Here is a 20,550-nt window from a genome sequence, read left to right as displayed (position 1 = left end):
GGGCGTCCCGCGGACGGGACGCCGATGGCATTCAAGCATCAGGTCTTGGCCGGCACCGACAAGGTGGCGGCTCCGGACGCGCTCTTCCTGTCACGCGGCTCCCGCGCCACGCGGAACCAGAGGGCGTAGAGCGCCGGCAGGAACAGCAGGGTCATCAGCGTCCCCACGCCCACGCCACCGATGAGCACGTAGGCCAGCGCGCCCCAGAACACCGAGTGGGTCAGCGGGATGAAGGCGAGCATCGCGGCGGCCGCCGTCAGGATCACCGGACGGGCCCGTCGCACCGTCGACTCGACGATGGCGTCGTAATCCTTCAGGCCCGCCGCCTGGTCGTGATGGATTTCGTCCACCAAGATCAGTGTGTTGCGCATCAGGATGCCGGACAGCGCGATCAGGCCGAGGATCGCGTTGAAGCCGAAGGGCTGGTGGAAGACGAGCAGCGTCGGGACCGCCCCGACGAGGCCGAGCGGCGCGGTCGCGAACACCATGAACATCGTGGTGAACGAGCGGACCTGCAGCATGATGACCGTCAGCGTCACGATCAGCATGATCGGGAACACCTTCACGAGCGCGCTCATCGCCTTCGCGCTCTCCTCCACCGAGCCGGCCGTGTCGATCCGGTAGCCCGGGGGCAGCTTCGCCTTGATCGCGTCGAGCAGCGGAAAGATCTGCGCATGGACGTCCGGCGGCTGAAGGCCGTCGAGCACGTCGCCCTGCACGCGGATATAGCTCTCGCGGTTGTAGCGCTTGAGCACCGCGTCCTCGTTGCGGCTCTCCAGATGCGCCACCTGCGAGACCGGGACCTGCCGCCCGTCATGGGTGGTCAGCGTCAGGTCGCCGATGTCGCCGAGCGAGCGGCGCTCCGGGCCGGGGCTGCGGAGGACGACATCGACGGAGCGCAGGTTCTCGCGCACCTGGGTCGCCGGGGTGCCGTTGAGGTAGCTCTGCAACTGCTGGCCGGCCTCCTTCGGTGTCAGGCCGATCAGGCGCAGACGCTCCTGGTCGAGGGCGAGGTGGAGGGTCGGGGTCTTGTTGCCCCAGTCGAGATGGACGAGGCGCATGTTGGGGTTGGCCATCATGACGTCGCGCACCTCCGCGGCGATGCCGCGGATGACGTTGAGATCGGGCCCGACCACCCGGAAGGCGACGGGGAAGCGCACCGGCGGTCCGAACACGATCTGCAGCACCCGCACCCGCGCTTCGGGGAAGCGGCCCTCGTCGACGAGCTTGCGCACCTTGACCCGAAGCGCGTCGCGGGCGTGGGAATCGGCGGTCTGGACGACGATCTGCGCGAAGGCGGGGTCCGGCAGCTCCGGGTCGAACGAGAGCACGAAGCGCGGCATGCCCTGGCCGATATAGCTCGTTATCTCGCCCGCCTCGGGCAGCGCGCGCACGGCCGCCTCGATCTTCTTCACGCTGGCCTCGGTGGCCGCGAAGGCGGACCCGGTCGGCAGCGTCACCTCGACGATGAGTTCGGGCCGCTCCGAGTTCGGGAAGAACTGCTTCTCGACCTTGCCCATGCCGACCACGGCCGCCGCAAACAGCACCACGGTGATGCCGGCGGCCATCCACTTGTGATCGACGGATAGGCGCACGACCCGGCGCAGGCGCTGGTAGTTCCGCGTGGCGTAGATCGCGGCGTGCCCGCCCTCGACCGTCTCGATGTTCGGCAGGAGCTTGACGCCGAGGTAGGGCGTGAAGGTCACGGCCACGATCCACGAGACGATCAGCGAGAAGGCCACCACCCAGAAGATGTTGCCCGCGTACTCGCCCGCCGTGGAGGCGGCGAAGCCCACCGGCAGGAAGCCTGCGATGGTGACGATGGTGCCGGTCAGCATCGGCGCGGCGGTGGAGCTCCAGGCATAGGTCGCCGCCTCCACCCGGTCGTAGCCCTCTTCCATGCGCACCACCATCATCTCGATGGCGATGATGGCGTCGTCGACGAGGAGGCCGAGCGAGATGATCAGGGCGCCGAGCGTGATGCGGTCGAAGTCGCGGCCGGTGATCATCATCACCACGAACACGGCCGAGAGGGTGAGCGGCACCGCCAGCGCCACCACGATGCCGACCCGGAAGCCGAGCGCCACGAGGCTGACGAAGATCACCACCGAGAGCGCGGTGAAGAACTTCACCATGAACTCGTGGATGGCGTCGTCGATCACCTTCGCCTGGTCGGTGATCTTCGTGAAGGTGATGCCGGTCGGGAGCTCGTGGTGGATCGCCACCTCCTCGGCGTTCAGCGCCTCGCCCAGGCTGAGTCCGTTGAAGCCCGGCTTCATCACGAGGCCCAGCACCAGGGCCGGCGCGCCGTCGTTGCGGATCGCGAAGGTCTTCGGATCCTCGTAGCCGCGCTTCACCTCGGCGATGTCGCCGAGCTTGAGGCTGCGGTCGCCGGCCGCCACCGGGAGGTCGCGGATCGCGTCGAGGCTGTCGATGGCGCCGTCGAGGCGCAGGTACACCCGCGGGCCGTCGGCCTCGACGAAGCCGGCCGGCGTCACGTCGTTCTGGTTGGCGAGCGCCGCCAGGAGCTGCTGGCCGGTGATGCCCAGGGTCGCGAGGCGCTGGTAGGAGACCTCGACGAAGATCTTCTGCGCCTGCTCGCCGAGGATGTTGATCTTCTCGACGCCGGGCACGCGCAGCAGCCGCTGGCGCAGCTCCTCGGCGCGCAGCACGAGCGCCCGGTGCGGCAGACCCTGCGCCTGGAGCGCGTAGAGGGCGAAGTAGACGTCCGAGAACTCATCGTTGAACAGCGGCCCGAGCACGCCCCGCGGCAGGCTGGCGGCCTGGTCGGAGAGCTTCTTCCGGGTCTGGTAGAACTCCGACGGGAGCTTGGCCGGCGGCATCGAGTCCTTGAAGAAGACCTTCATCAGCATGATGCCGGGACGGACGGTCGTCTCGACGCGGTCGTAGTAGACGAGCTCCTGCAGCCGCTTCTCCAGCGGGTCTGCGACCTGCCGCTGCATCTCGTCGGTGGTCGCGCCGGGCCACGCGGCCGACACGGTCATCGTCTTCACCGCGAAGGTCGGGTCCTCGGCGCGCCCGAGCTTCTCGAAGGCGAAGAAACCGGCGCCGACGAGCGCGATCAGGAGGAACAGCGTGACGGCGCGCTCGCGCACCGCCAGGGCCGAGAGGTTGAAGCCGGAGGCGTTCATCGACCGGCCTCCGCGACGCTCGCGCTCGCTTGGCGGACCTTCTCGCCGGCCTTGAGCAGATGGGCGCCGAGGGAGACGATGCGGTCGCCGGGGTTCAGGCCGGCGGCGATCTCGGCGCTCTCCTCCGACAGGCGCGACACGGTGACGGGCTGCGCCGCGACGGTCTGCGTGTCCGCATCATAGCGCCAGACGGCCGAGCCGCTGCCCTGGTCGAACAGGGCCCCCAGCGGTACCGACACGGAAGCCGTCGCCTGGGCCTGCAAAGGCTTCAACTGTAGGGTGACGGTGGCACCGAGGGGCGCGGCCTCGCCCCCGCCCGACAGGATGTAGCGGGCGCGGTAGGTGCGGGTCGCCGGGTCGGCCGTGGCCGACAATTCCCGGAGCTTGGCCGGGTAGGTCGTCTCGCCCTCGGCGTAGAGGGTCGCGGACGCCGCCCCCTTCGCCAGCTGCCGGTTCCCCTCCGGCAGGAACACCTCCGCCTCGCGCGCCCCGTCGCGGGCGAGCTTCACCACCGTCTGCCCGGCGGCGACGACCTGGCCCGGCTCGGTCGGCACCTCCATCACGACCCCGTCGGCATCGGCCTGGAGCTCGGAATAGCCGGCCTGGTTGGCGATCTGGCTCGCCTGCGCCTCGGCGTTGGCGAACTGGGCGATGGCGGCGTCGGCGGCCGCCTTGTTCTGGTCGTAGGTCTGCTTCGAGGTCCAGCCGTCTCCGACGAGCTTGCGGCTGCGCTCCTCGTCGGCCCTGGCCTTGATCATCTGCGCGCGGGCCGCCTCGACAGAGGCGCGGGCCGCGTTGAGCGCCAGGGTGAAGTCGGTCCGGTCGAGCCGCATCAAGGGCTGGCCGAGGCGCACGTGGTCGCCCGGGTCGACGAGGCGCTCGAATATCTTGCCGCCGACCCGGAAGCCGAGATTGCTCTCGGTGCGCGCCCGGATCACCCCGGTGTAGCGCGCGACGGACCCCACGGCGGGCGCGACCTCGGTGACCTGGACCAAGGGCGGCTCCGGCGTCACCGCCGTCTGGGCCGGCGAACAGGCCGAGACGGCCAAGCCGGTGAGTACAATGACCAGTCTCGCATCCATCGCCAGTTCCCCCCCCCCCTTTTTGGGCCATCGACGGTTTGATATGACGTCCATAATCTATTATGATCGTCATCTATCGTCAATGGTCTTCTCACGCGCCGAGCGGAGCCAACGGGGAAAATCGGGTCGCATCCCGGACCGGGCAGGCAGGCCAGGAACGATCAGTGGTCCTCGAAGCTCAGGGTGTTGCCGATGTCAGTTCTGAAATCCCAGCCGTCGCGCCGCGCGGTGGTCATGTCGTCCCTGGTTGGGGGGACGTCGGGCCTAATCGCCCAGGTCAGGCCGGTCGAGAGCTCGCAAGCCACTGACCGAAGGACCGATGGCCCGGACCTTCCGCCCCCCGGCCGCAAGGTCACCGTCGAGCGGCGCGGCGAGGTCTGTCTGATCGGCCTCAACAGGCCCGGGGTCCACAACCGGGTCGATCCCGAGGCTTTCAGCGCCCTGGCGCGCGCCTACGCCGCCTACGATGCCGACGACGGACTTCGCGCGGCGGTGCTCTTCGGCCACGGCGACAACTTCTCGCGCGGGATCGACGTCGACGCCTTCGCGGAGGTCCTGCGGACGGGAAAGGCGCGCGCCCCCGATGCGGATGGGATCGATCCGTTGGGTCGAGGTCGCCTTTTGAGCAAGCCGCTTGTCGTCGTCGTGCATGGTGACACCTGGAACATGGGTCACGAGCTTTTCCTGGTCGCCGACATCCGCGTCGCATCTGCCGACACGCGCTTCGCCCAGGACGAGAACACCCACGGTCGCTTTCCCGGCGGAGGCTCAACCGTGCGTTTTCCGCGCGAGGCCGGGTGGGGCAACGCGATGCGCTTCATGCTGACCGGCGATCATTGGGGAGCCGAGGACGCCCGACGCATGGGCCTGGTGCAGGAGATCGCCCCGGACCCGCGTGCCGCCCTGAACCTCGCACTGGACATGGCGGCCAGGATCGCCCGTTGCGGCCCGCTAGGCATCAAGGCGACGCTTGCCTCGGCCCGCGTCGCGGTCGGCCAATCGGAGGCCCTAGCATTCTCCAACCTCGGCCAGCAGTACCGCGCCCTTTACGGCACCGAGGATTTCCTCGAAGGCCGGAAGGCCGAGGCCGAAGGGCGGCAGCCTGCCTTCAAGGGGCGATGACCGCCGCTCCGAGAAAGAGCCTCGGCCCCGTGAGTTAGTGCCGCGGACCACATGTGCGGCCATCGGCAGCCACATCTGTCGGGAAAGGCCCCCGCCACGTGCAGGCAAAGTTGCCGGATGCACCGTCCGGTACCCTGATCACGGTTTGACATCACAGCAATTATAGATTTTGATGGTAATCTATTTTGCGCTTGGGATCACTCCGGCGGGCGCGGTCGATCCCTTTGGGCAAGCTCCTGAGATCCAGCACGGCGAGCGATGGAGACATTCATTGATCAAGCTCGACGATCACCCGACCGTAAGGCGCATCCGAGAGGCCGGCCTTCTGGGCGAGACGGCGGATGCGGTAAGTCCGTTCAGCGCCGAGGAGCTGAGGAGCTTAGCCCTCGGATGTGGGGCCGACGACGTGGGTTTCGTCGAGATCGGCCGCGATGAGCTTGAACCGCAGCGGGACGAGATCCTTCGTCATTACCCCTGGACGCGCTCTCTAGTCAGCATCGTCGTCAAGATGGCGATAGCTCCCGTGCGCGGGACGCCTCGTTCCGTCGCGAACCTTGAATTCCATCGTGCCGGCCATGACACCAACGCGATCTGCGCCAAGATCGTGGCCCGTCTTCAGGACCGGGGTATCCGTGCCGTGAACCCCGCCATGGGGTTCCCGATGGAAATGAACCAGAATCCCGGAAACGCGATCTGGATCGTCGCCCACAAGCCGGTGGCGGTCGCGGCTGGCCTCGGGCGGATGGGCATCCACCGCAACGTCATCCACCCCAAGTTCGGCAACTTTATCCTTCTCGGCACCGTCCTGGTTGATCGGGACATCGACGTCGCCGACCAACCCATCGACTACAATCCATGCCTTGAGTGCAAGCTTTGTGTCGCAGCCTGCCCGGTAGGCGCCATTAAAACCGACGGCGAGTTCGATTTTCAGGCCTGCTTCACCCACAACTACCGTGAGTTTATGGGAGGATTTACCGACTGGGTGGAGCAGATCGCCGAATCTCGCGATGCGATTGACTACCGCAGACGGGTGAACGAGCCTGAAACAGCCTCTATGTGGCAAAGCCTGACCTACGGGGCGAATTACAAGTCTGCCTACTGCATAGCGGTTTGCCCGGCGGGCGAGGACGTTATCGGCTCTTACTTGAGGGACAAGGGCGCGCATCGACGCGAGGTCCTAAAGCCGCTCCAGGATCGATCGGAGCCGGTCTACGTCGTCGCCGGCACCGACGCCGAGGATGTCGCCCGGCGCAAGTGGAAGAACAAGACGGTCAAGCCGGTCGGCAACGGCATGACGCCACGCACCATCTCGGGTCTCCTGACCTTCATGCCCATCGTCTTCCAGCCGGCTCAGGCAAGGGACCTCGATGCCGTCTACCACTTCACGTTCACCGGCGCCGAGAGGCGCGAGGCGACCGTGACCGTCCGAGACGGCAAGATCGCCGTGCGTGACGGCTTAATCGATAAGCCCAATCTACGGGTGACAGCCGACTCCAGGACTTGGCTTGGGTTCCTCGCCAAGGAACGGAGCTTGGTCTGGGCGCTCGCAAGGCGGAAGATACGCGTAGTAGGAGATCCGAGGCTTCTCCTCGCCTTCGGGAAATGTTTTCCAGCACCGGAGATTCGGCGCAAGGAGGTCGAGATCCTACCGGAAAACTCGCTGCTTCGGCCTGCCATACTACCCTACCAGAGGAACGATCAGACGACCGGGAGAGTCCGGTGGTTCGGCGAGTTGGAGTTGAGAGAGGTCGTGCAAGTCACTCCCAACGTCACGACGTTCCGCTTCGTCGAGCCGAAGGGAGCTGAGATCCCGTTCGAGCATGTGGCCGGGCAATACCTGACGCTTGAGGCTTTGCGCCAGGGGATCCCGACCCGCCGCTCATACACCATCGCTTCTCCGCCGACGTGGCGCGACCGAGTCGAGATCACCGTCAAGCGCGAGGAGCACGGCACGGTCTCCTGCTGGCTGCACGACGAGATGAAAATCGGGGACCGCATCAAGGTCGAGGCCCCGAATGGCGGCTTCGTGTTCTCCGGCATGGAGTGGCCCACGATCGTACTTGTCGGCGGTGGGGTCGGGATCACGCCCATGATGAGCAGCGTGCGTTACCTGACCGAAACAGACTGGCCGGGCACGATCTACCTCCTCCTGAGCTTCAGGACGCCGCAGGATTACATTTTCAAGGATGAGATCGAGTCGCTGAAAAAGCGGCACCCCAGGTTGAAAGTGTCGGTCACGATGACCGATCCTGGACAAACAAGTTGGAGGCTGAACAGCGGCCGCATCGATGCCCGCTTTATCAGAGGTGCCGTCCCAGACATCGCGCTCCACAGGGTACACGTCTGTGGGCCGACGCCGATGATGGATGCAGTAAGAGCGGCTTTGCGCGACTTGGGCGTGCCGGCCGGTCAGGTAAGAACAGAAGCGTTCGGCACGGACCTAAGAAATCCGGCCTCGAAAGTCGGCAAATCTGGCAAGGCCGTCGGCAAGGTTGCGTTCGTAGTCTCCGGAAAGACGGCTCTGGCACGGGAGCGAGAAACCCTCCTTGACGTGGCGGGCGAGGCGAAGGTCCGCATCGACAGTGCCTGCCGCTCTGGGACGTGCGGCACCTGTATTGTGAGGCTCCGGGCCGGAGAGGTCCGGATGTCAACGCAAGACGCTCTAGGCGACGCCGAAAGAAAGGAGGGCTATATCTTGGCCTGCCAAGCCGAGCCCATCGGGGATGTAGAACTTGAGATTTAGAAATCCAAATAGGAATTTTCATTTCACTATTTTGTCGTCCGAAAAGATTTTTCTATGTATTATTGAATGCAGGATCTTGAAAATGTTCTGCAAATATGTTGATTAACAGGAAGACATAATAAAAATTATTCGTGATCGCACGATCACTTCCAATCGCTGCATTCCATTATCTTGCGTGCAGCAACTAGCGCAACGATTGCTCAATATTATCTGACCTCGATTTCAGAAGCAAATAATCTAGACTATCTGTCAGGAGGCCGCGCGGTTTCGCCGGTATCGTCGTAAATTCAGCATAGTTCAGATGTCTGTAAGGGCTTCGAGCCTGCCCACCTCTTGCGCCATATGCGAATTCAAGGACCGGTGCCGTCCAATGAACCACATACTCGCTCTTGTCCGCCGCCGCTTCCTGCGAGCCGGAATCTTTCTCGTCGCCTGCGGGCAGGCTGTTTCTTGTCTTGCCGAGTCGGTCAACGCCTCGGATACAGGGAACAAATCGATGAACGCTCAGGCGACATCGACGACCATCTCAATCAAGCACGTTGTGATCCACTCACGTCGCTCCTTCGACGCAGTTCGCACGGCATTGGAAGCCGCACTTCCAAAAATCGATCATCGCTATGCATCGCTCGTCGCAAGCGGACACATCGATGCCGCGCGGACCCTCCTGTCTCAGGGGGCGCCCCTCTCGATCTTCGGCTCAATCAATCACGGAGGCCTGCTGCGGATTGCAGGACACGAGCAAAAGGCCATCCAGTATGACATCGGCAATCCATTGACCGCAGCACGCATGACGCAACACGCGATATCAGCCGCCCTTAATGCTCCGATCCGTGTGCTGCTTCGGGAGGATGCCGACAAGCGCGCAGTGATTGAGTACGATCGTCCTGTAACGACCTTCGGACAGCTGCACAATCCGGATATCGATCTGGTCGCTCGCGATCTCGACCATCAACTTCGTTCAGCTCTCCTTGTCGCCGCAGGGTAGAGAGCCTGCATCAGGCACGGAAAGTCAGTTTCGAAGCCGTACTAAAGGTAGAAGCTCGCTCGGTTGGCGATGACTTCGAACGGAACAATTGCCAAGACCTTGGGTGGTAGGCGGCCTGTGACGGCGCGAGGTTGTCTGCTGCTGGCAATTGCACGCTCGCAAGCCGACGTTCTTGCGCCAGGAACGCCCCGTTTGGGGGCCCTTTCTAAATCTGGATCACCCGGGCCAACTGGACGACCCAGTCCTCGTGCGGATTGGTCGTGGTGTCGCCCATTCTCTCGCTGATCACGCTGATCACGAGATCTCGACGTTTCGTCAAACGACTCCTTTCGGCAGCGGCGAGCGCGGCCGGGACCTCGTCGTTGGTCAGGTCAGTGCAGTAGGCAGGTGCGCCGGGCTGCTGTCGCCACGATTCCGCCAGCGTGCCCGCATCGACGGCATCGAATCCCGTATCCTCGACCAGTGCCATCGCGACTTGTCGGTCCCGTTCACGATCACCCGCCACGGGGATGGCGATGCGTCCAAGCGTACCCGGACGCTGGCCCCTTCTGGCAAGGGAACCAGAGCCGATGGCGTTCCAGGCCTTGACGACGGGGCGGTTGAGTTGTTCGGAGACCCAGATGCCCTCGACTTGACCCGCATCGATGGCCTCGACCCGTCCGTCCCGCAGCGGATAGTAGTTCGACGTGTCGACAAGCACCGTCTCGTCGGACAACCCCGCCATCTTGGGCGCGAGGCCAGCGAGACGATGGAACGGGACCGAGAGGATCAGGACCTCGACGTCTGCCATCGCCTCCGTGGTCGTGACCGCGCGAGCGCCTGTCGACAGAAGTTCGGGCTCGATCGTCTCAGGGCCGCGGGCGTTGGCGACCTTCACGTCATGCCCTGCCGCGCTGAGCTTGAGCGCGAGGGACTTGCCGATATGTCCAACTCCCAGAATGCCGATCTTCATGCGCTTTGCTCATCTCTTCATTTCAGATGGCGCTTGAACTATGAGCATGCGGAGAAATCAGCAAGAACCTACCGAAATGTGGGTAACCCACCAGAAGGTAAGTCAGAATGGAACGTGAACTGCCCTGCGAGGGCGCTGCGGTAGAAGCTCTCCGGGTCCTGGAGGGCAAGTGGAAGATCATCATCGTCGTCCAGCTTTTCGCCGCGCAGGAGCCGCTGCGCTTCTCGGAGCTTGAGCGGCGGGTCGAGGGCGTGAACCAGAAGATGCTGATCCAACAACTCAAGGAGTTGGAGAAGGACGGGATCGTCACGCGCAGGGTCTATCCTCAGGTGCCTCCAAAGGTAGAATACGCCCTGAGTGAATTGGGCCTGGCACTGGGCCCCTCCATCGAGGCCCTCATCAATTGGACGTTTCTGCGGCGTAAGATGCAGGTTGAGTCGATGGAATGCACCTAAATCGTATAGCAAGAAAATTTTAACCTCAGATATGTCTTAATAGATCCATTGTTTTCACTTTCGACGATAGAATGTGATCGGTAGGAAATTGCCAGCTGTTTTCTCGGATCATCTAAAAGAATGCTAAAGATTTTTGACCATATTCAGCCAATCACAAGTTGTCCGGTTCTACTTGGTTGTTGCCCAAAAGCAGACGGGCAGAAATCCACCCAACCCGGTCGTTCAGTGCCGCCGGCCAACTCGGCCGGAGGTGGCCGAAAGCGGCCCGTCCGCTTCAGAGCAGGTACATTGGCAGAGCGGACGGATCTCCAGCAAACGAGCCTGGCTCTCTCCGGCCATATCGGGCCTTACCCAAAAATAGACGTATCGTCGGTATGGGGAAATGCTTTGACAACCTCATCGATGAGGGCTCGCAGCTTGGGGGGCTGAGGGCGGCCGGCCGTGAACATCAGGAACATCGATCGCCCAGAGGCTCGATAGTCCGTGAGCACAGGCACGAGCGACCCTCGCTCGATCGCGTCCCGTAGGACGGCTTCAGGTTGCAGGACGATGCCGTGGCCTGCCATCGCCGCAGCGGCCAGCACCCGGCCATCATTCACCTGGAAGCGGCTTCGGATCCTGACCGCGTGATCCGCTCCGTTCTTCGTGAACCGCCAAACCGCGTAGGGCAGGCCCGAAGCATTGACGAAGCCGAGGCAGGCGTGATCGGCGAGGTTTTCCGGTGTCTCGGGCGCTCCATGCGCGGCGAGATAGGCAGGCGACGCGCAGATGACCTGTCGATGGGGAACGAGTTCACGCGCAACCAGGGATGTCTCCGCGATCGGGCCCAGCCGGACCACGGCGTCGTAGCCTTCGTCCACCGGGTCTACGTAACGATCCGTCAGGACCAGCTCAATCTCGAGCCCGGCGTGGCGCGCCATCAAGTCGATCAGCACGGGGGCGAGGCGGGTCGCGCCGAAGCCGACGGGGGCACTGACGCGAAGGCGGCCGCGCGGCGTGGCACTGACATCCTCGACCACCGCCTCCGCGGCCTCGACCTCGGAGAGCACGCGGCGACAGCGCTCGTAGAAGAGCCGTCCGGCATCGGTGAGGCTCTGCCGCCGGGTCGATCGGCGCATCAGGGGCGTACCGAGCCGGTCCTCCAGAGACCTGACGTGCTTGCCGGCCATCTGGGCCGACATCCCGAGGGCCGTCGCGGCTGCCGTCAGCGATCCGAGGTCAGTCGCTTTCACGAACACGGCCATGCTGGTCAGGCGATCGGTCATTCGAAACCCGATGTTTCGATTGATGAAAACGGAGACAGCTTAATGATGGCGTCGGTCGTCCTTACGTCCAGCGCAGCCAAACATCGAAGGCACGCGGACGGAAGACCGAAAGGATCGCGATGGACCTCAAGGTTGGCATCATTGGCGTCAACACCTCGGGTGGCTGGGCGACCGAGGCCCATATCCCTGCCGTGCAGGCCGTGGACGGACTTCACCTGACGGCAGTCGCCGCCGGCTCGCAGGTCGCCGCCGACGAAGCCGCACAGGCCTTCGGCTTGGCGAAGGCCTATGGAGACGGCCTCGCCTTGATCGCCGATCCCGACATCGACGTGGTGACGGTGGCGACCCGCGTGCCCGGACATCGGGATCTGCTGCTCGCCGCCCTTGCCGCCGGCAAACACGTCTACAGCGAATGGCCGCTTGGAGCAGGCTCGCATCAAGCCCGCGAGATCGCCGACGCGGCCCGATCTGCCGGGGTCAGGCACGCCATCGGCTTGCAGTTGCGTGAGAGTCCCGCCGTGCGGATGGCGCAGGACATCGTCGCTTCGGGCGCGCTGGGCCGCACCTTAAGCGTCAGCGTCTCGTCCACCACGGCTGGCTTCGGGCCGGACGTCCCATCTCAATTCGCCTATCTGGAGGATCCGCTCACGTTCGCCAACATGGTGACGATCCAGGGCGCGCACACCGTCGACCTGCTCATTGCCCTGGCCGGCCCGCTGGCCTCGATGAGCGCACTCGGCTCGCGCCAGTTCCCGCGGATCGCGGTCGGGGCGCCGTGTCAGTCTCGAGCGCGCATCACCTTCGACCACCTTCTCATGCAGGGCCGTCACGCCACCGGTGCACCGTTCGCGTTGGAGGTTGCGGGCGGGCGGCCCGGAGAGACGCCCTTCCACCTCGATCTCGTCGGCGAGAAGGGGCATCTGCGCCTCGATGGCGGCGCACCGCGTGGTCTCCAGGCAGGTCGGATCGGGTTGATCCGGGACGGCAACCGGCAAGCCATCGATGAAGGGCCGTTCGCGCCCCTGTCAGATGCCGCGATCAACGTGGCGGGCGTCTACGCTGCGCTGCGCGACGACATCGTGTGCGGCACCGCGAACGTCGCGGACTTCGCGCATGCCGTGCGTCTCACGCGTCTCATCGAAGATGTCCTCGCTGCGGCACAGATCCACACGGGCTCGAATGGTTCTGATTGGCCAGTACACTGATGCCTTCCGCGTCGAGCAGAACCGGGCTGGATCGATCCGGTGCGGCCAGACGGTCAGATCCGCTCTCGCCAGTCCCCTGGCGCGCGCAGCTGATAGCGGACCGGCCCGCATCCTTCGCCGACTCTGGATGGTCGACCGAATGGCACACGCCGATCTCCCGGAAGGTTTGCTCTGAGTACCGGACTTGCCAAGCGATAGAGAGGCCGCGCCTTGGGATACCGCAATCATCGGCCCAACGAGCGTCCGCGCGGGGCCCGATGAGGCGTTGGGAACCGCAGTGCTCAGGTCCTGAGGTTGGCCGCGGCGAGACGCGCGTCGCGTTCAGCGGTTCTGTGCACGGTGAGCCTGAGTCAGGCCGCCATAGCCCCAACTGTCCTTCGGCACCTCGTGGATGACGACATAGGAGACTTCCGCGAGCTGGGAGCCGAGAACGTCTTTCAGAAGGCGGCTCGCCTCGGCGATGAACCGGCTCTTCTCCTCCGCTGTGTTGCTTCCCGCGCTGATGATGGCATCGACCTGCGCGGCGCACGCGACCGGCGCGGCGCCGACGCTCCACCCCGTCAGCGGCACCTCTTCGACCAGCACGCCGACGAGTGGACCGACCTTGTGCAGGAGGTCGGTCATCAGGGTCGTGATGCCCGCCTGGATCTGCTCGACTTGGCCCTGCCCCAGCTTCTGGCCTGCCACCTTGACGTTAATGAAGGGCATGGTTGCCTCTCGTTACTGTTCGCTACCGTCCCGGCGGCAATCCGCAAGAGAGTCCTAGTGGCAGGCAATCATTAGGAAAATTTGAAAATACGGGAGCAAATGTTTCGAGAAATCGAATGATTGAAGCGCAACCAGTCCGCTGGTGCTTGCAGGTCTGTTCGCGCCAGACTGAGGGAGGGACGGTGTCCGACGGGTAGCAGGAGCGGAGGTGCCCGTTCTAAGGGGCGTGCTCCCGGATGGTCTCGAGCAGGATATCCGTGAGCCGTGCGACGGCCGGCGAGAGGTCGGCTTCCGCCTGATGGAGGGACAGCGGCGCGCACGGAAGGGCGGGCAGCCCTGTCTCGACCGGGTCGAGCACGCTCAGCGTCTTCGGCAGACTGACGGCTGTCCGCGCGGTGATGCCGAGCCCACCCTCGGCCGCGGCCCAGAGGCCCGAGAGGCTGGGGCTCGTGAACACCAGACGCCAGGGCAGGCCGCCGCCGTCCAGGGCCGCCACGGCCGCGGACCTAAACGTGCAGGGCGGCGCGAAGGCGGCGAACGGCAGTGGCTCCCGTCCGAGTCTCGCGAGGCCCGGCCAGTCGGGCTGACCGATCCAGTGGATCGGCACTTCGGCGACCCGCTGTGCATGTGGGGCATCGCCGCCGTCACCCCAGACCAGCGCCGTGTCGAGTTCGCCCTTCAGCGTCTTCTCGGCGAGCTGCGCGCCGAGGCCGACTTGGACCTCGATGCGCACCCGTGGATAGGCCCGGGAGAACCGCTTGAGCACCGCCGGAAGCCAGCTCTCGGCGAAGTCCTGTACGAGACCGAGCCGCGCCCAGCCTTCGAGTTCCGTGCCGCGAAGACGATCGACCGCCTCGTCGTTGAGGTCCAGCAGCCGCTTTGCGTAGCCGAGCAGGCTCTCGCCGGCGGCGGTCAGGGCGAGGCCGCGCCCGGCCTTCTGCACCAGCGGCTGCCCGACCTGCTCCTCGAGCTTCCGGAGCTGCGTGCTGACGGCGGATTGCGAGCGGCCCAGACGCTCGGCCGCCCGGGCGAAGCTGCCGAGCTCGAAGCCGGTCACGAAGGTCCGGAGCACGTCCATATCGAGGTTGGTGCGGATCATCATAGTTCGATTTGACCGATATGATCGTTCAATAGTTTCAAATTTTCAGAATGATGGTGCCGCGATAGATGGGTCGCGTCAAGTCCGTAGAGACACGACGGAAGCTGCCAGAGGACACCATTTCCATGCCTCTCGTTCGTATTTCACTGATCCAGGGCAAGTCGTCAGAGCATATCCGAGCGATTTCGGATGGCGTCCATCGCGGCTTGATGGAAGCCTACGGCGCGCCGGCCGACGACCGCTTCCAGCTCATCCACCAGCACGCGCGGGACGAGCTGGTCTACGACCCGGATTACCTGGGCCTTCACCGCACCGACGACCTCGTGATCATCAACATCGTCGCCGGGAACTGGCGCGAGACGCCGCAGAAGAAGGCGCTTTACCGGGCGATCGCCGACAACCTCGTGGCGAATCCCGGGCTGCGCCCGGAGGACGTGCTGATCGTCCTCTCGCCGAATTCGCGCGACGAGTGGTCCTTCGGCAACGGCCTCGCGTCCTACGTCAAGGACGACGCAGCCTGACGGTCTCGCGAGCGCGCCGCCGGACATCCCCAGAACAGGCAGGAGATCGCATGAGCATCCTCGTCACCGGCGCGACGTCGGGCTTCGGCCTCGCGATCGCGCGGCGCTTCGCAAGGACCGGCCACAAAGTTGTCGCGGCCGGCCGTCGTCGGGACCGCCTGCAGGCGCTCAGCGATGAACTCGGCAACCAGATGGTCCACATCCTCGAACTTGACGTCCGGGACAGGCGGGCGGTCGAGGACGCCGTCGCCGGCCTTCCGGCGGCCTACGCCGCGATCGACGTGCTGGTGAACAATGCCGGCCTCGCCGTCGGCCTCGAACCCGCGCAGGCGGCGGACCTCGACGGCTGGGAGGCGATGGTCGACACCAACGTCAAAGGCCTGATGTACGTAACCCGCGCGGTGCTGCCGGGGATGGTCGCGCGCGACACAGGCCACGTCGTCAACATCGGCTCGACGGCGGCGAGCTACCCCTATCCCGGCGGCAACGTCTACGGGGCCACGAAGGCGTTCGTCCGGCAGCTCTCGCTGAACCTGCGCGCCGATCTCGTCGGCACGCGGGTGCGCGTCACGGAGATCGATCCGGGCCTCGTCGGCGGCACCGAGTTCTCCAACGTGCGGTTCCGCGGCGACGATACCCGGGCCGCGGGCGTCTACGACGGCGCCGACGCGCTCACACCCGAGGACATCGCCGACACGGTGTTCTGGGCCGCTACGAGGCCGGCTCGCGTCAACATCAACGTCATCGAGCTTATGCCGGTGAGCCAAGCCTTCGGCCCGCTCGTCGTGCACCGTGGCGATCAAGGCGACTGCTGAGCCGCTGTCGAGACCTGAGCGGGGGCGGCGGCGAAAGCCCGTGGCAGGACCGTTGCCGACGGGACTGACCGCCCCACCCGTCCGGGCTTCGACCGATCACGTCCGGTTCCAGGGCAAGTCGCCACACCCGGGATGACAGCCAGAGCCGCATCCGAAGATTGAAGGCTGACCGCCTTACGCCAATGCCGGGGTCCCGGCGTGGTCATCGGTCAAGGTCCAGGATCGCGGCGGCGAACAGGTCCGGCGCCTCTTGGGGCGCGTTGTGACCGACACCATTCAGCACCGTCGTTCGGCGCAGCTGCGTGAAATGCGGGGCTGCGGTCCCCGGAGCTTCCGGCGGATCGACACCTTCGTCGGCGCCTTCCAGCACGATCGTCGGGACCGTGATCCGCGGACTGGCGGAGAGCCGCTGCTCGATCGGCTCCAGCGCGGGATCGCCCGGCACCTCGCCGATGCGGAAGCGGTAGGAGTGCAGCGCCACGGTCACGAAATCGGGATTCTCGAACGCCGCGGCGGTCCGGGCGAAGGTCGCGTCGTCGAAGGCCCAGCTCGGCGAGAACTCGTGCCACAGATAGCGGCAGAAGCCGGCGGGATCGTTCGAGAAGGCCGTCCTGCCGCGCTGCGCGTTCAGGTACCAGTAGAACCAGTGACGGCGCTCGAACGCGGTGTCGCGCGGTTTCAGGAAGTCCGCGCGATTCTGGATATTGTAGCCGGGACCGCCGCTGCTCACGAGACCGCTGACCCGTTCGGGATGGAGCGCCGCCACCACGCACGCCGCGCGGGCGCCCCAGTCGAATCCGGCGAGCGTCGCCCTGCGCAGGCCGAGCGCGTCGAGGAGGGCGAGGAGGTCGTTGCCCAATGCAGCCTGCTGACCGACCCGCGGCGTGGCGGCCTCGATGAACCGGGTCGGCCCGAAGCCGCGCAGGTAGGGCACGATCACGCGCCTTCCCGCCTTCGCCAGAACGGGTGCGACCGCCCCGTAGGCATGGACGTCGTAGGGGAAGCCGTGGAGCAGGATGACCGGAGGCCCGTCCGGCGGACCGGACTCGCGATAGGCCACGTCGAGGACGCCTGCCCAGATGCGCCTGACGGCCGGATCGCCTGACGGATCGGGCGCCGCGTCGGCGCGCCCCGGGATCAGGTCGCTGGCGGCCGCCCCGGCCAGGGCAGCCACGACATCGCGGCGACTGAACGACACCATGCGGGGACTCCTTCGGGCTCGACGGTCCGCAGCCGGATCAGGCGTAGGCGCCGATCATCGCGCGCGTGCTCCGTGCCTCGGCCCTGACCGCGGGATCGGCGGCGTGGTCGGCGAGGAACTTCTCCGCCTCCAGGGCCGCCATGCAGCCCATCCCGGCGGCTACGACCGCCTGCCGGTAGACGCTCTCCGCGCAGTCGCCGGCCCCGAAGAAGCCCGGGACCGACGTTCTCGTGGACCACGGGGAGATCCGGATGTAGCCGCCAGCCTCCATCTCGACCTGCCCTCGGAAGAGCGCCGTCGCGGGATCATGTCCGATGGCGACGAAGACGCCGTCGGCTGCCAGGTCGCGGATGCCGCCGGTCCCGACATCGCGCAGCCGCACGCCCGTGACCGCCTTCACGGGCTCGTCCCGGCCGAGGATCTCCTCGACCACGTGATTCCAGACGACCGCGATCCTGGGATGGGCCGCCAGCCGGTCCTGCAGGATCGGCTCCGCCCGGAAGCGGTCGCGCCGATGGACCACGGTCACCTTCGCGGCGAGGTTGGCGAGGTACAGCGCCTCCTCGACGGCGGTGTTGCCGCCGCCCACGACCACGACCTCCTTGCCGCGGTAGAAGAAGCCGTCGCAGGTCGCACAGGCCGAGACCCCCGCGCCGTTGAACGCCAGCTCGGAGGGCAGCCCGAGCCAGCGGGCCTGGGCGCCGGTGGCGGCGACGAGCGTGTCGGCGCGGTAGGTGTCGCCGCTGTCGCCGACGGCCTCGAACGGCCGCCTGGAGAGATCGACGGAGACGATGGTGTCGGAGAGGATCCGGGTTCCGACGTGCTCGGCCTGCTCCCGCATCTGCTCGACGAGGTCGGGCCCCTGGATGGCGCGCGCGAAGCCCGGATAGTTCTCGACCTCCGTGGTGATGGTGAGCTGTCCGCCCGGCTGAAGCCCGGTCACCAGGAGCGGCCGCAGGTTCGCCCGCGCCCCGTAGATCGCTGCCGTGTAGCCGGCCGGACCGGCGCCGATGATCAGCAGCTTCGTGCGATGAACCGTCATGTGCGCTCCGAGGGATGGGACCGACGGCGCGAGCGCCCGGTGGCCTTGACGTCCTGGAAGAGAAATTCGGTCGCGAGCCGCTCGACGATGCGGACATGCGTGGAGAGCTGGGTCTCGGCCTCCGGAAGCCGCCCCGTCACGGCGAGGTCGATGATCCGGCGGTGCTGCTCCACGGCCGCCCGCATGCGCGCGAGTTCGCGCGGCAGCCTGTGGCGCAGGGCGCCGACCTGATCGGCGATCCCGCGATAGGCCCGGGTGAGCAGCGCGTTGTCCGCCGCCGCGATCAGAGCCTCGTGGAACGCGCCGTCCATCGCCTCGGCCCGCGCGAGATCCTCGTCCTCCACCGCCAGGGCGCCCCCGGACAGGGGAACCGAGACGGCGGCGACGAGAACGTCCGGATCGCGGGCGGCAGCGATGCGCAGCGCGCCCAGCTCGAGCACGGCCCGCATCTCGCAGATGCGCCGCACGTCGGCGGCATCCAGGCTCATCACGAAGGTCCCGCTCTGCGGGCGCACCACGACGAGATCGTCCTGCGCGAGGCGAGCGAGCGCCTCGCGCACGGGTGTCCGGCTGATCTGAAGCTCGTCGGCCAGGGCCCGGTCCGACAGCCGCTCCCCGAAGGCGAAGCGGCCGCTGACGATGGCCTCGCGGATAAGGGCCTCGGCACGGAGGCTCAGATTATCGATCTCGCTCATGATTGGAATATCAATCCAGCGGTATTGCGCGTCAATACCTAAACTGGCATATCAGTTGGCGGCAGAAGCGCGCGACACCACCGAGCGGGGGTTCCCATGCTGCACGCGATCCGACGCACATCCTCCAATCTGACGCTGCAGGTCGTCGTCGCACTCTGTGCCGGAGCGGCCCTGGGCTTGCTCTGGCCCAGCTTTGCCGTCTCCCTGCAGGCGCTGAGCGACACGTTCATCAAGCTGATCAAGATGGTGATCCCGCCGATCGCCTTCCTGACCATCGTCATCGGCATCGCGGAGGTCAGCGACCTCAAGAAAGTCGGCCGCATCGGCGGGAGCGCACTCCTCTATTTCGAGGTCGCGTCCACGCTGGCGCTGATCATCGGCCTGATCGTCGTGAACCTCGTCCGGCCCGGCGACGGCTTCGACAGGAGCCGCGTCGGCGCGGTGGCGGTCGATGTCACGAAATACGCGAGCGCGTCGGCCGACCGGTACATGGTGGATCTGCTCTCGAACATCGTGCCGGACAACGCCGTCGCGGCGTTCGCCAAGGGCGATCTGCTTCAGATCGTGTTCTTCGCCATCGCGTTCGGCTGCGCGGCCGTCCTGATCGGCGAGCGGGCGAAGCCGTTCGTCGTGGTGGCGCAGGCCGTCAACGACATCCTGTTCCAGCTCGTGGCCCTGATCATGCGCCTCGCGCCGCTGGGCGCGTTCGGCGCCATGGCGTTCACGGTGGGCCGCTACGGCGTCGGGTCCATCCTCGTCCTCGGGCACATGCTCCTGAGCGTCTACCTGACCTGCGCGCTGTTCGTCGGGGTGGTGCTGGGGGCGATCGCCCGCGCCTACGGGTTCAGCCTCTTCCGGTTCATCCGCTACATCGGCGCGGAGGTCCTGGTCGTCCTCGGCACCTGCTCCTCCGAGAGCGTGCTGCCGCGCCTCATGACCAAGCTCCAGCGCCTCGGATGCTCGAAGTCGAGCGTCGGTCTCGTGCTGCCGGTCGGCTACTCGTTCAACGCCGATGGGACGGCGATCTACCTGTCGATGGCGTCGCTGTTCATCGCGCAGGCCTACGGCATCGACATGAGCTTCGGCCAGCAGCTCGGCCTGCTCCTGCTCCTGCTCGTGACGTCGAAGGGATCGGGCTCGGTGGCCGGCTCCGGCTTCGTCGTGCTCGCCGCGACGCTCTCGGCGACGCATGTCCTGCCGGTCGAGGGCCTGCTGCTGATCATCGGCATCGACCGCTTCATGTCCGAGGCGCGGTCGGTCACCAACATCATCGGCAACAGCCTCGCGACGGTCGTCGTCGCGAAGATGAGCGGCGAGTTCGACCCGGCAGCGGCCGAGGCGGCCTACGCCGAGGCCTTCGGGCCGGATGTCCCCTTCCAGCAGGGGCGGTCGCGCCGTCCGGCCGCCGTCTCGCCGCCGGTCGATGGCCCGGCCGCCCGCGGCGACCGGAAAGCGGTCCTGACCAAGAGCACGTGGGAACAGTGTCCGTAAGCCGTCGGGCTCATCGG

At 65.9% G+C, this 20,550-nt stretch carries 17 protein-coding genes; 8 read left to right on the top strand and 9 right to left on the bottom strand.

Features of this window, described 5'->3' with window-relative positions:
• Positions 1-38: 38 nt before the first annotated feature.
• Together ACLBYE_RS02290 and ACLBYE_RS02285 are read right to left on the bottom strand one after the other, a co-directional pair.
• A complete protein-coding gene (locus tag ACLBYE_RS02290; RefSeq protein ID WP_447692873.1) occupies positions 39-3,152 on the bottom strand; it encodes an efflux RND transporter permease subunit in 3,114 nt (1,037 codons plus the stop codon).
• Entirely contained in the window at positions 3,149-4,234 is a 1,086-nt protein-coding gene (locus ACLBYE_RS02285; protein WP_447692872.1) for an efflux RND transporter periplasmic adaptor subunit, read from the bottom strand. The genes ACLBYE_RS02290 and ACLBYE_RS02285 overlap by 4 nt, the downstream gene beginning before the upstream one ends.
• Before the next feature lie 192 nt (positions 4,235-4,426).
• Between ACLBYE_RS02285 and ACLBYE_RS02280 the strand changes: the two genes are divergently transcribed.
• The 3 genes from ACLBYE_RS02280 (at position 4,427) to ACLBYE_RS02270 (ending at position 9,084) form a co-directional block, all read left to right on the top strand.
• A complete protein-coding gene (locus ACLBYE_RS02280; RefSeq protein ID WP_447692871.1) occupies positions 4,427-5,356 on the top strand; it encodes a crotonase/enoyl-CoA hydratase family protein in 930 nt (309 codons plus the stop codon).
• A 271-nt stretch (positions 5,357-5,627) separates the two neighbouring features.
• A complete protein-coding gene (locus ACLBYE_RS02275; RefSeq protein WP_447692870.1) occupies positions 5,628-8,099 on the top strand; it encodes a 2Fe-2S iron-sulfur cluster-binding protein in 2,472 nt (823 codons plus the stop codon).
• Positions 8,100-8,469: 370 nt separating this feature from the next.
• The gene (locus ACLBYE_RS02270) at positions 8,470-9,084 is read left to right on the top strand and encodes a DUF302 domain-containing protein (RefSeq protein WP_447692869.1); all 615 of its coding nucleotides are present in this window, start codon (positions 8,470-8,472) and stop codon (positions 9,082-9,084) included.
• A 205-nt stretch (positions 9,085-9,289) separates the two neighbouring features.
• On the opposite strand, the gene ACLBYE_RS02265 is transcribed toward ACLBYE_RS02270, so the two are convergent.
• Positions 9,290-10,036 carry an NADPH-dependent F420 reductase gene (locus ACLBYE_RS02265; protein ID WP_447692868.1) on the bottom strand — a complete coding sequence of 249 codons (747 nt, stop codon included), beginning with the start codon at positions 10,034-10,036 and terminating at the stop codon, positions 9,290-9,292.
• Between the two features lie 107 nt (positions 10,037-10,143).
• Here ACLBYE_RS02265 and ACLBYE_RS02260 point away from each other — a divergent pair, with 107 nt between their 5' ends.
• Positions 10,144-10,491: a winged helix-turn-helix transcriptional regulator gene (locus ACLBYE_RS02260; RefSeq protein ID WP_447692867.1), complete on the top strand. Its 348-nt coding sequence runs from the start codon at positions 10,144-10,146 to the stop codon at positions 10,489-10,491.
• A gap of 347 nt (positions 10,492-10,838) precedes the next feature.
• On the opposite strand, the gene ACLBYE_RS02255 is transcribed toward ACLBYE_RS02260, so the two are convergent.
• Positions 10,839-11,756 carry a LysR family transcriptional regulator gene (locus tag ACLBYE_RS02255; RefSeq protein ID WP_447692866.1) on the bottom strand — a complete coding sequence of 306 codons (918 nt, stop codon included), beginning with the start codon at positions 11,754-11,756 and terminating at the stop codon, positions 10,839-10,841.
• 119 nt (positions 11,757-11,875) lie between these two features.
• Here ACLBYE_RS02255 and ACLBYE_RS02250 point away from each other — a divergent pair, with 119 nt between their 5' ends.
• Positions 11,876-12,961 carry a Gfo/Idh/MocA family protein gene (locus ACLBYE_RS02250; protein WP_447692865.1) on the top strand — a complete coding sequence of 362 codons (1,086 nt, stop codon included), beginning with the start codon at positions 11,876-11,878 and terminating at the stop codon, positions 12,959-12,961.
• A gap of 321 nt (positions 12,962-13,282) precedes the next feature.
• On the opposite strand, the gene ACLBYE_RS02245 is transcribed toward ACLBYE_RS02250, so the two are convergent.
• Both ACLBYE_RS02245 and ACLBYE_RS02240 read right to left on the bottom strand, forming a co-directional pair.
• Positions 13,283-13,669, bottom strand: a complete 387-nt coding sequence (locus ACLBYE_RS02245) for a tautomerase family protein (RefSeq protein WP_447692864.1) — start codon at positions 13,667-13,669, stop codon at positions 13,283-13,285.
• Positions 13,670-13,886: 217 nt separating this feature from the next.
• On the bottom strand, positions 13,887-14,771 hold the full coding sequence (locus ACLBYE_RS02240; protein WP_447692863.1) for a LysR substrate-binding domain-containing protein: 885 nt from the start codon (positions 14,769-14,771) through the stop codon (positions 13,887-13,889).
• A gap of 65 nt (positions 14,772-14,836) precedes the next feature.
• Between ACLBYE_RS02240 and ACLBYE_RS02235 the strand changes: the two genes are divergently transcribed.
• Together ACLBYE_RS02235 and ACLBYE_RS02230 are read left to right on the top strand one after the other, a co-directional pair.
• Positions 14,837-15,289, top strand: coding sequence for a tautomerase family protein (locus ACLBYE_RS02235; RefSeq protein WP_447692862.1), 453 nt, complete (start codon positions 14,837-14,839; stop codon positions 15,287-15,289).
• Between the two features lie 50 nt (positions 15,290-15,339).
• Complete coding sequence (locus ACLBYE_RS02230) at positions 15,340-16,104, top strand: SDR family NAD(P)-dependent oxidoreductase (protein ID WP_447692861.1); 765 nt, start codon at positions 15,340-15,342, stop codon at positions 16,102-16,104.
• A gap of 202 nt (positions 16,105-16,306) precedes the next feature.
• Here ACLBYE_RS02230 and ACLBYE_RS02225 read toward each other — a convergent pair whose 3' ends face one another.
• The 3 genes from ACLBYE_RS02225 to ACLBYE_RS02215 are packed head-to-tail and all read right to left on the bottom strand — an operon-like array spanning position 16,307 to position 19,042.
• Positions 16,307-17,305 (bottom strand): alpha/beta fold hydrolase, encoded by a 999-nt coding sequence (locus ACLBYE_RS02225; RefSeq protein WP_447692860.1) that lies wholly within the window; start codon positions 17,303-17,305, stop codon positions 16,307-16,309.
• Between the two features lie 37 nt (positions 17,306-17,342).
• Complete coding sequence (trxB, locus tag ACLBYE_RS02220) at positions 17,343-18,347, bottom strand: thioredoxin-disulfide reductase (RefSeq protein WP_447692859.1); 1,005 nt, start codon at positions 18,345-18,347, stop codon at positions 17,343-17,345.
• Entirely contained in the window at positions 18,344-19,042 is a 699-nt protein-coding gene (locus ACLBYE_RS02215) for a GntR family transcriptional regulator (RefSeq protein ID WP_447692858.1), read from the bottom strand. Before ACLBYE_RS02215 ends, trxB begins: the two co-directional genes overlap by 4 nt.
• Positions 19,043-19,138: 96 nt before the next feature.
• On the opposite strand from ACLBYE_RS02215, the gene dctA reads away from it, so the two are divergent.
• Entirely contained in the window at positions 19,139-20,533 is a 1,395-nt protein-coding gene (gene dctA / locus ACLBYE_RS02210) for a C4-dicarboxylate transporter DctA (protein ID WP_447692857.1), read from the top strand.
• The last annotated feature ends 17 nt before the right edge of the window (positions 20,534-20,550 follow it).

It is taken from the genome of Methylobacterium sp. A52T (assembly GCF_053346095.1).
The sequence above is the reverse complement of the archived record's forward strand: the minus strand, read 5'-3'. Positions and strand labels throughout refer to the sequence as shown.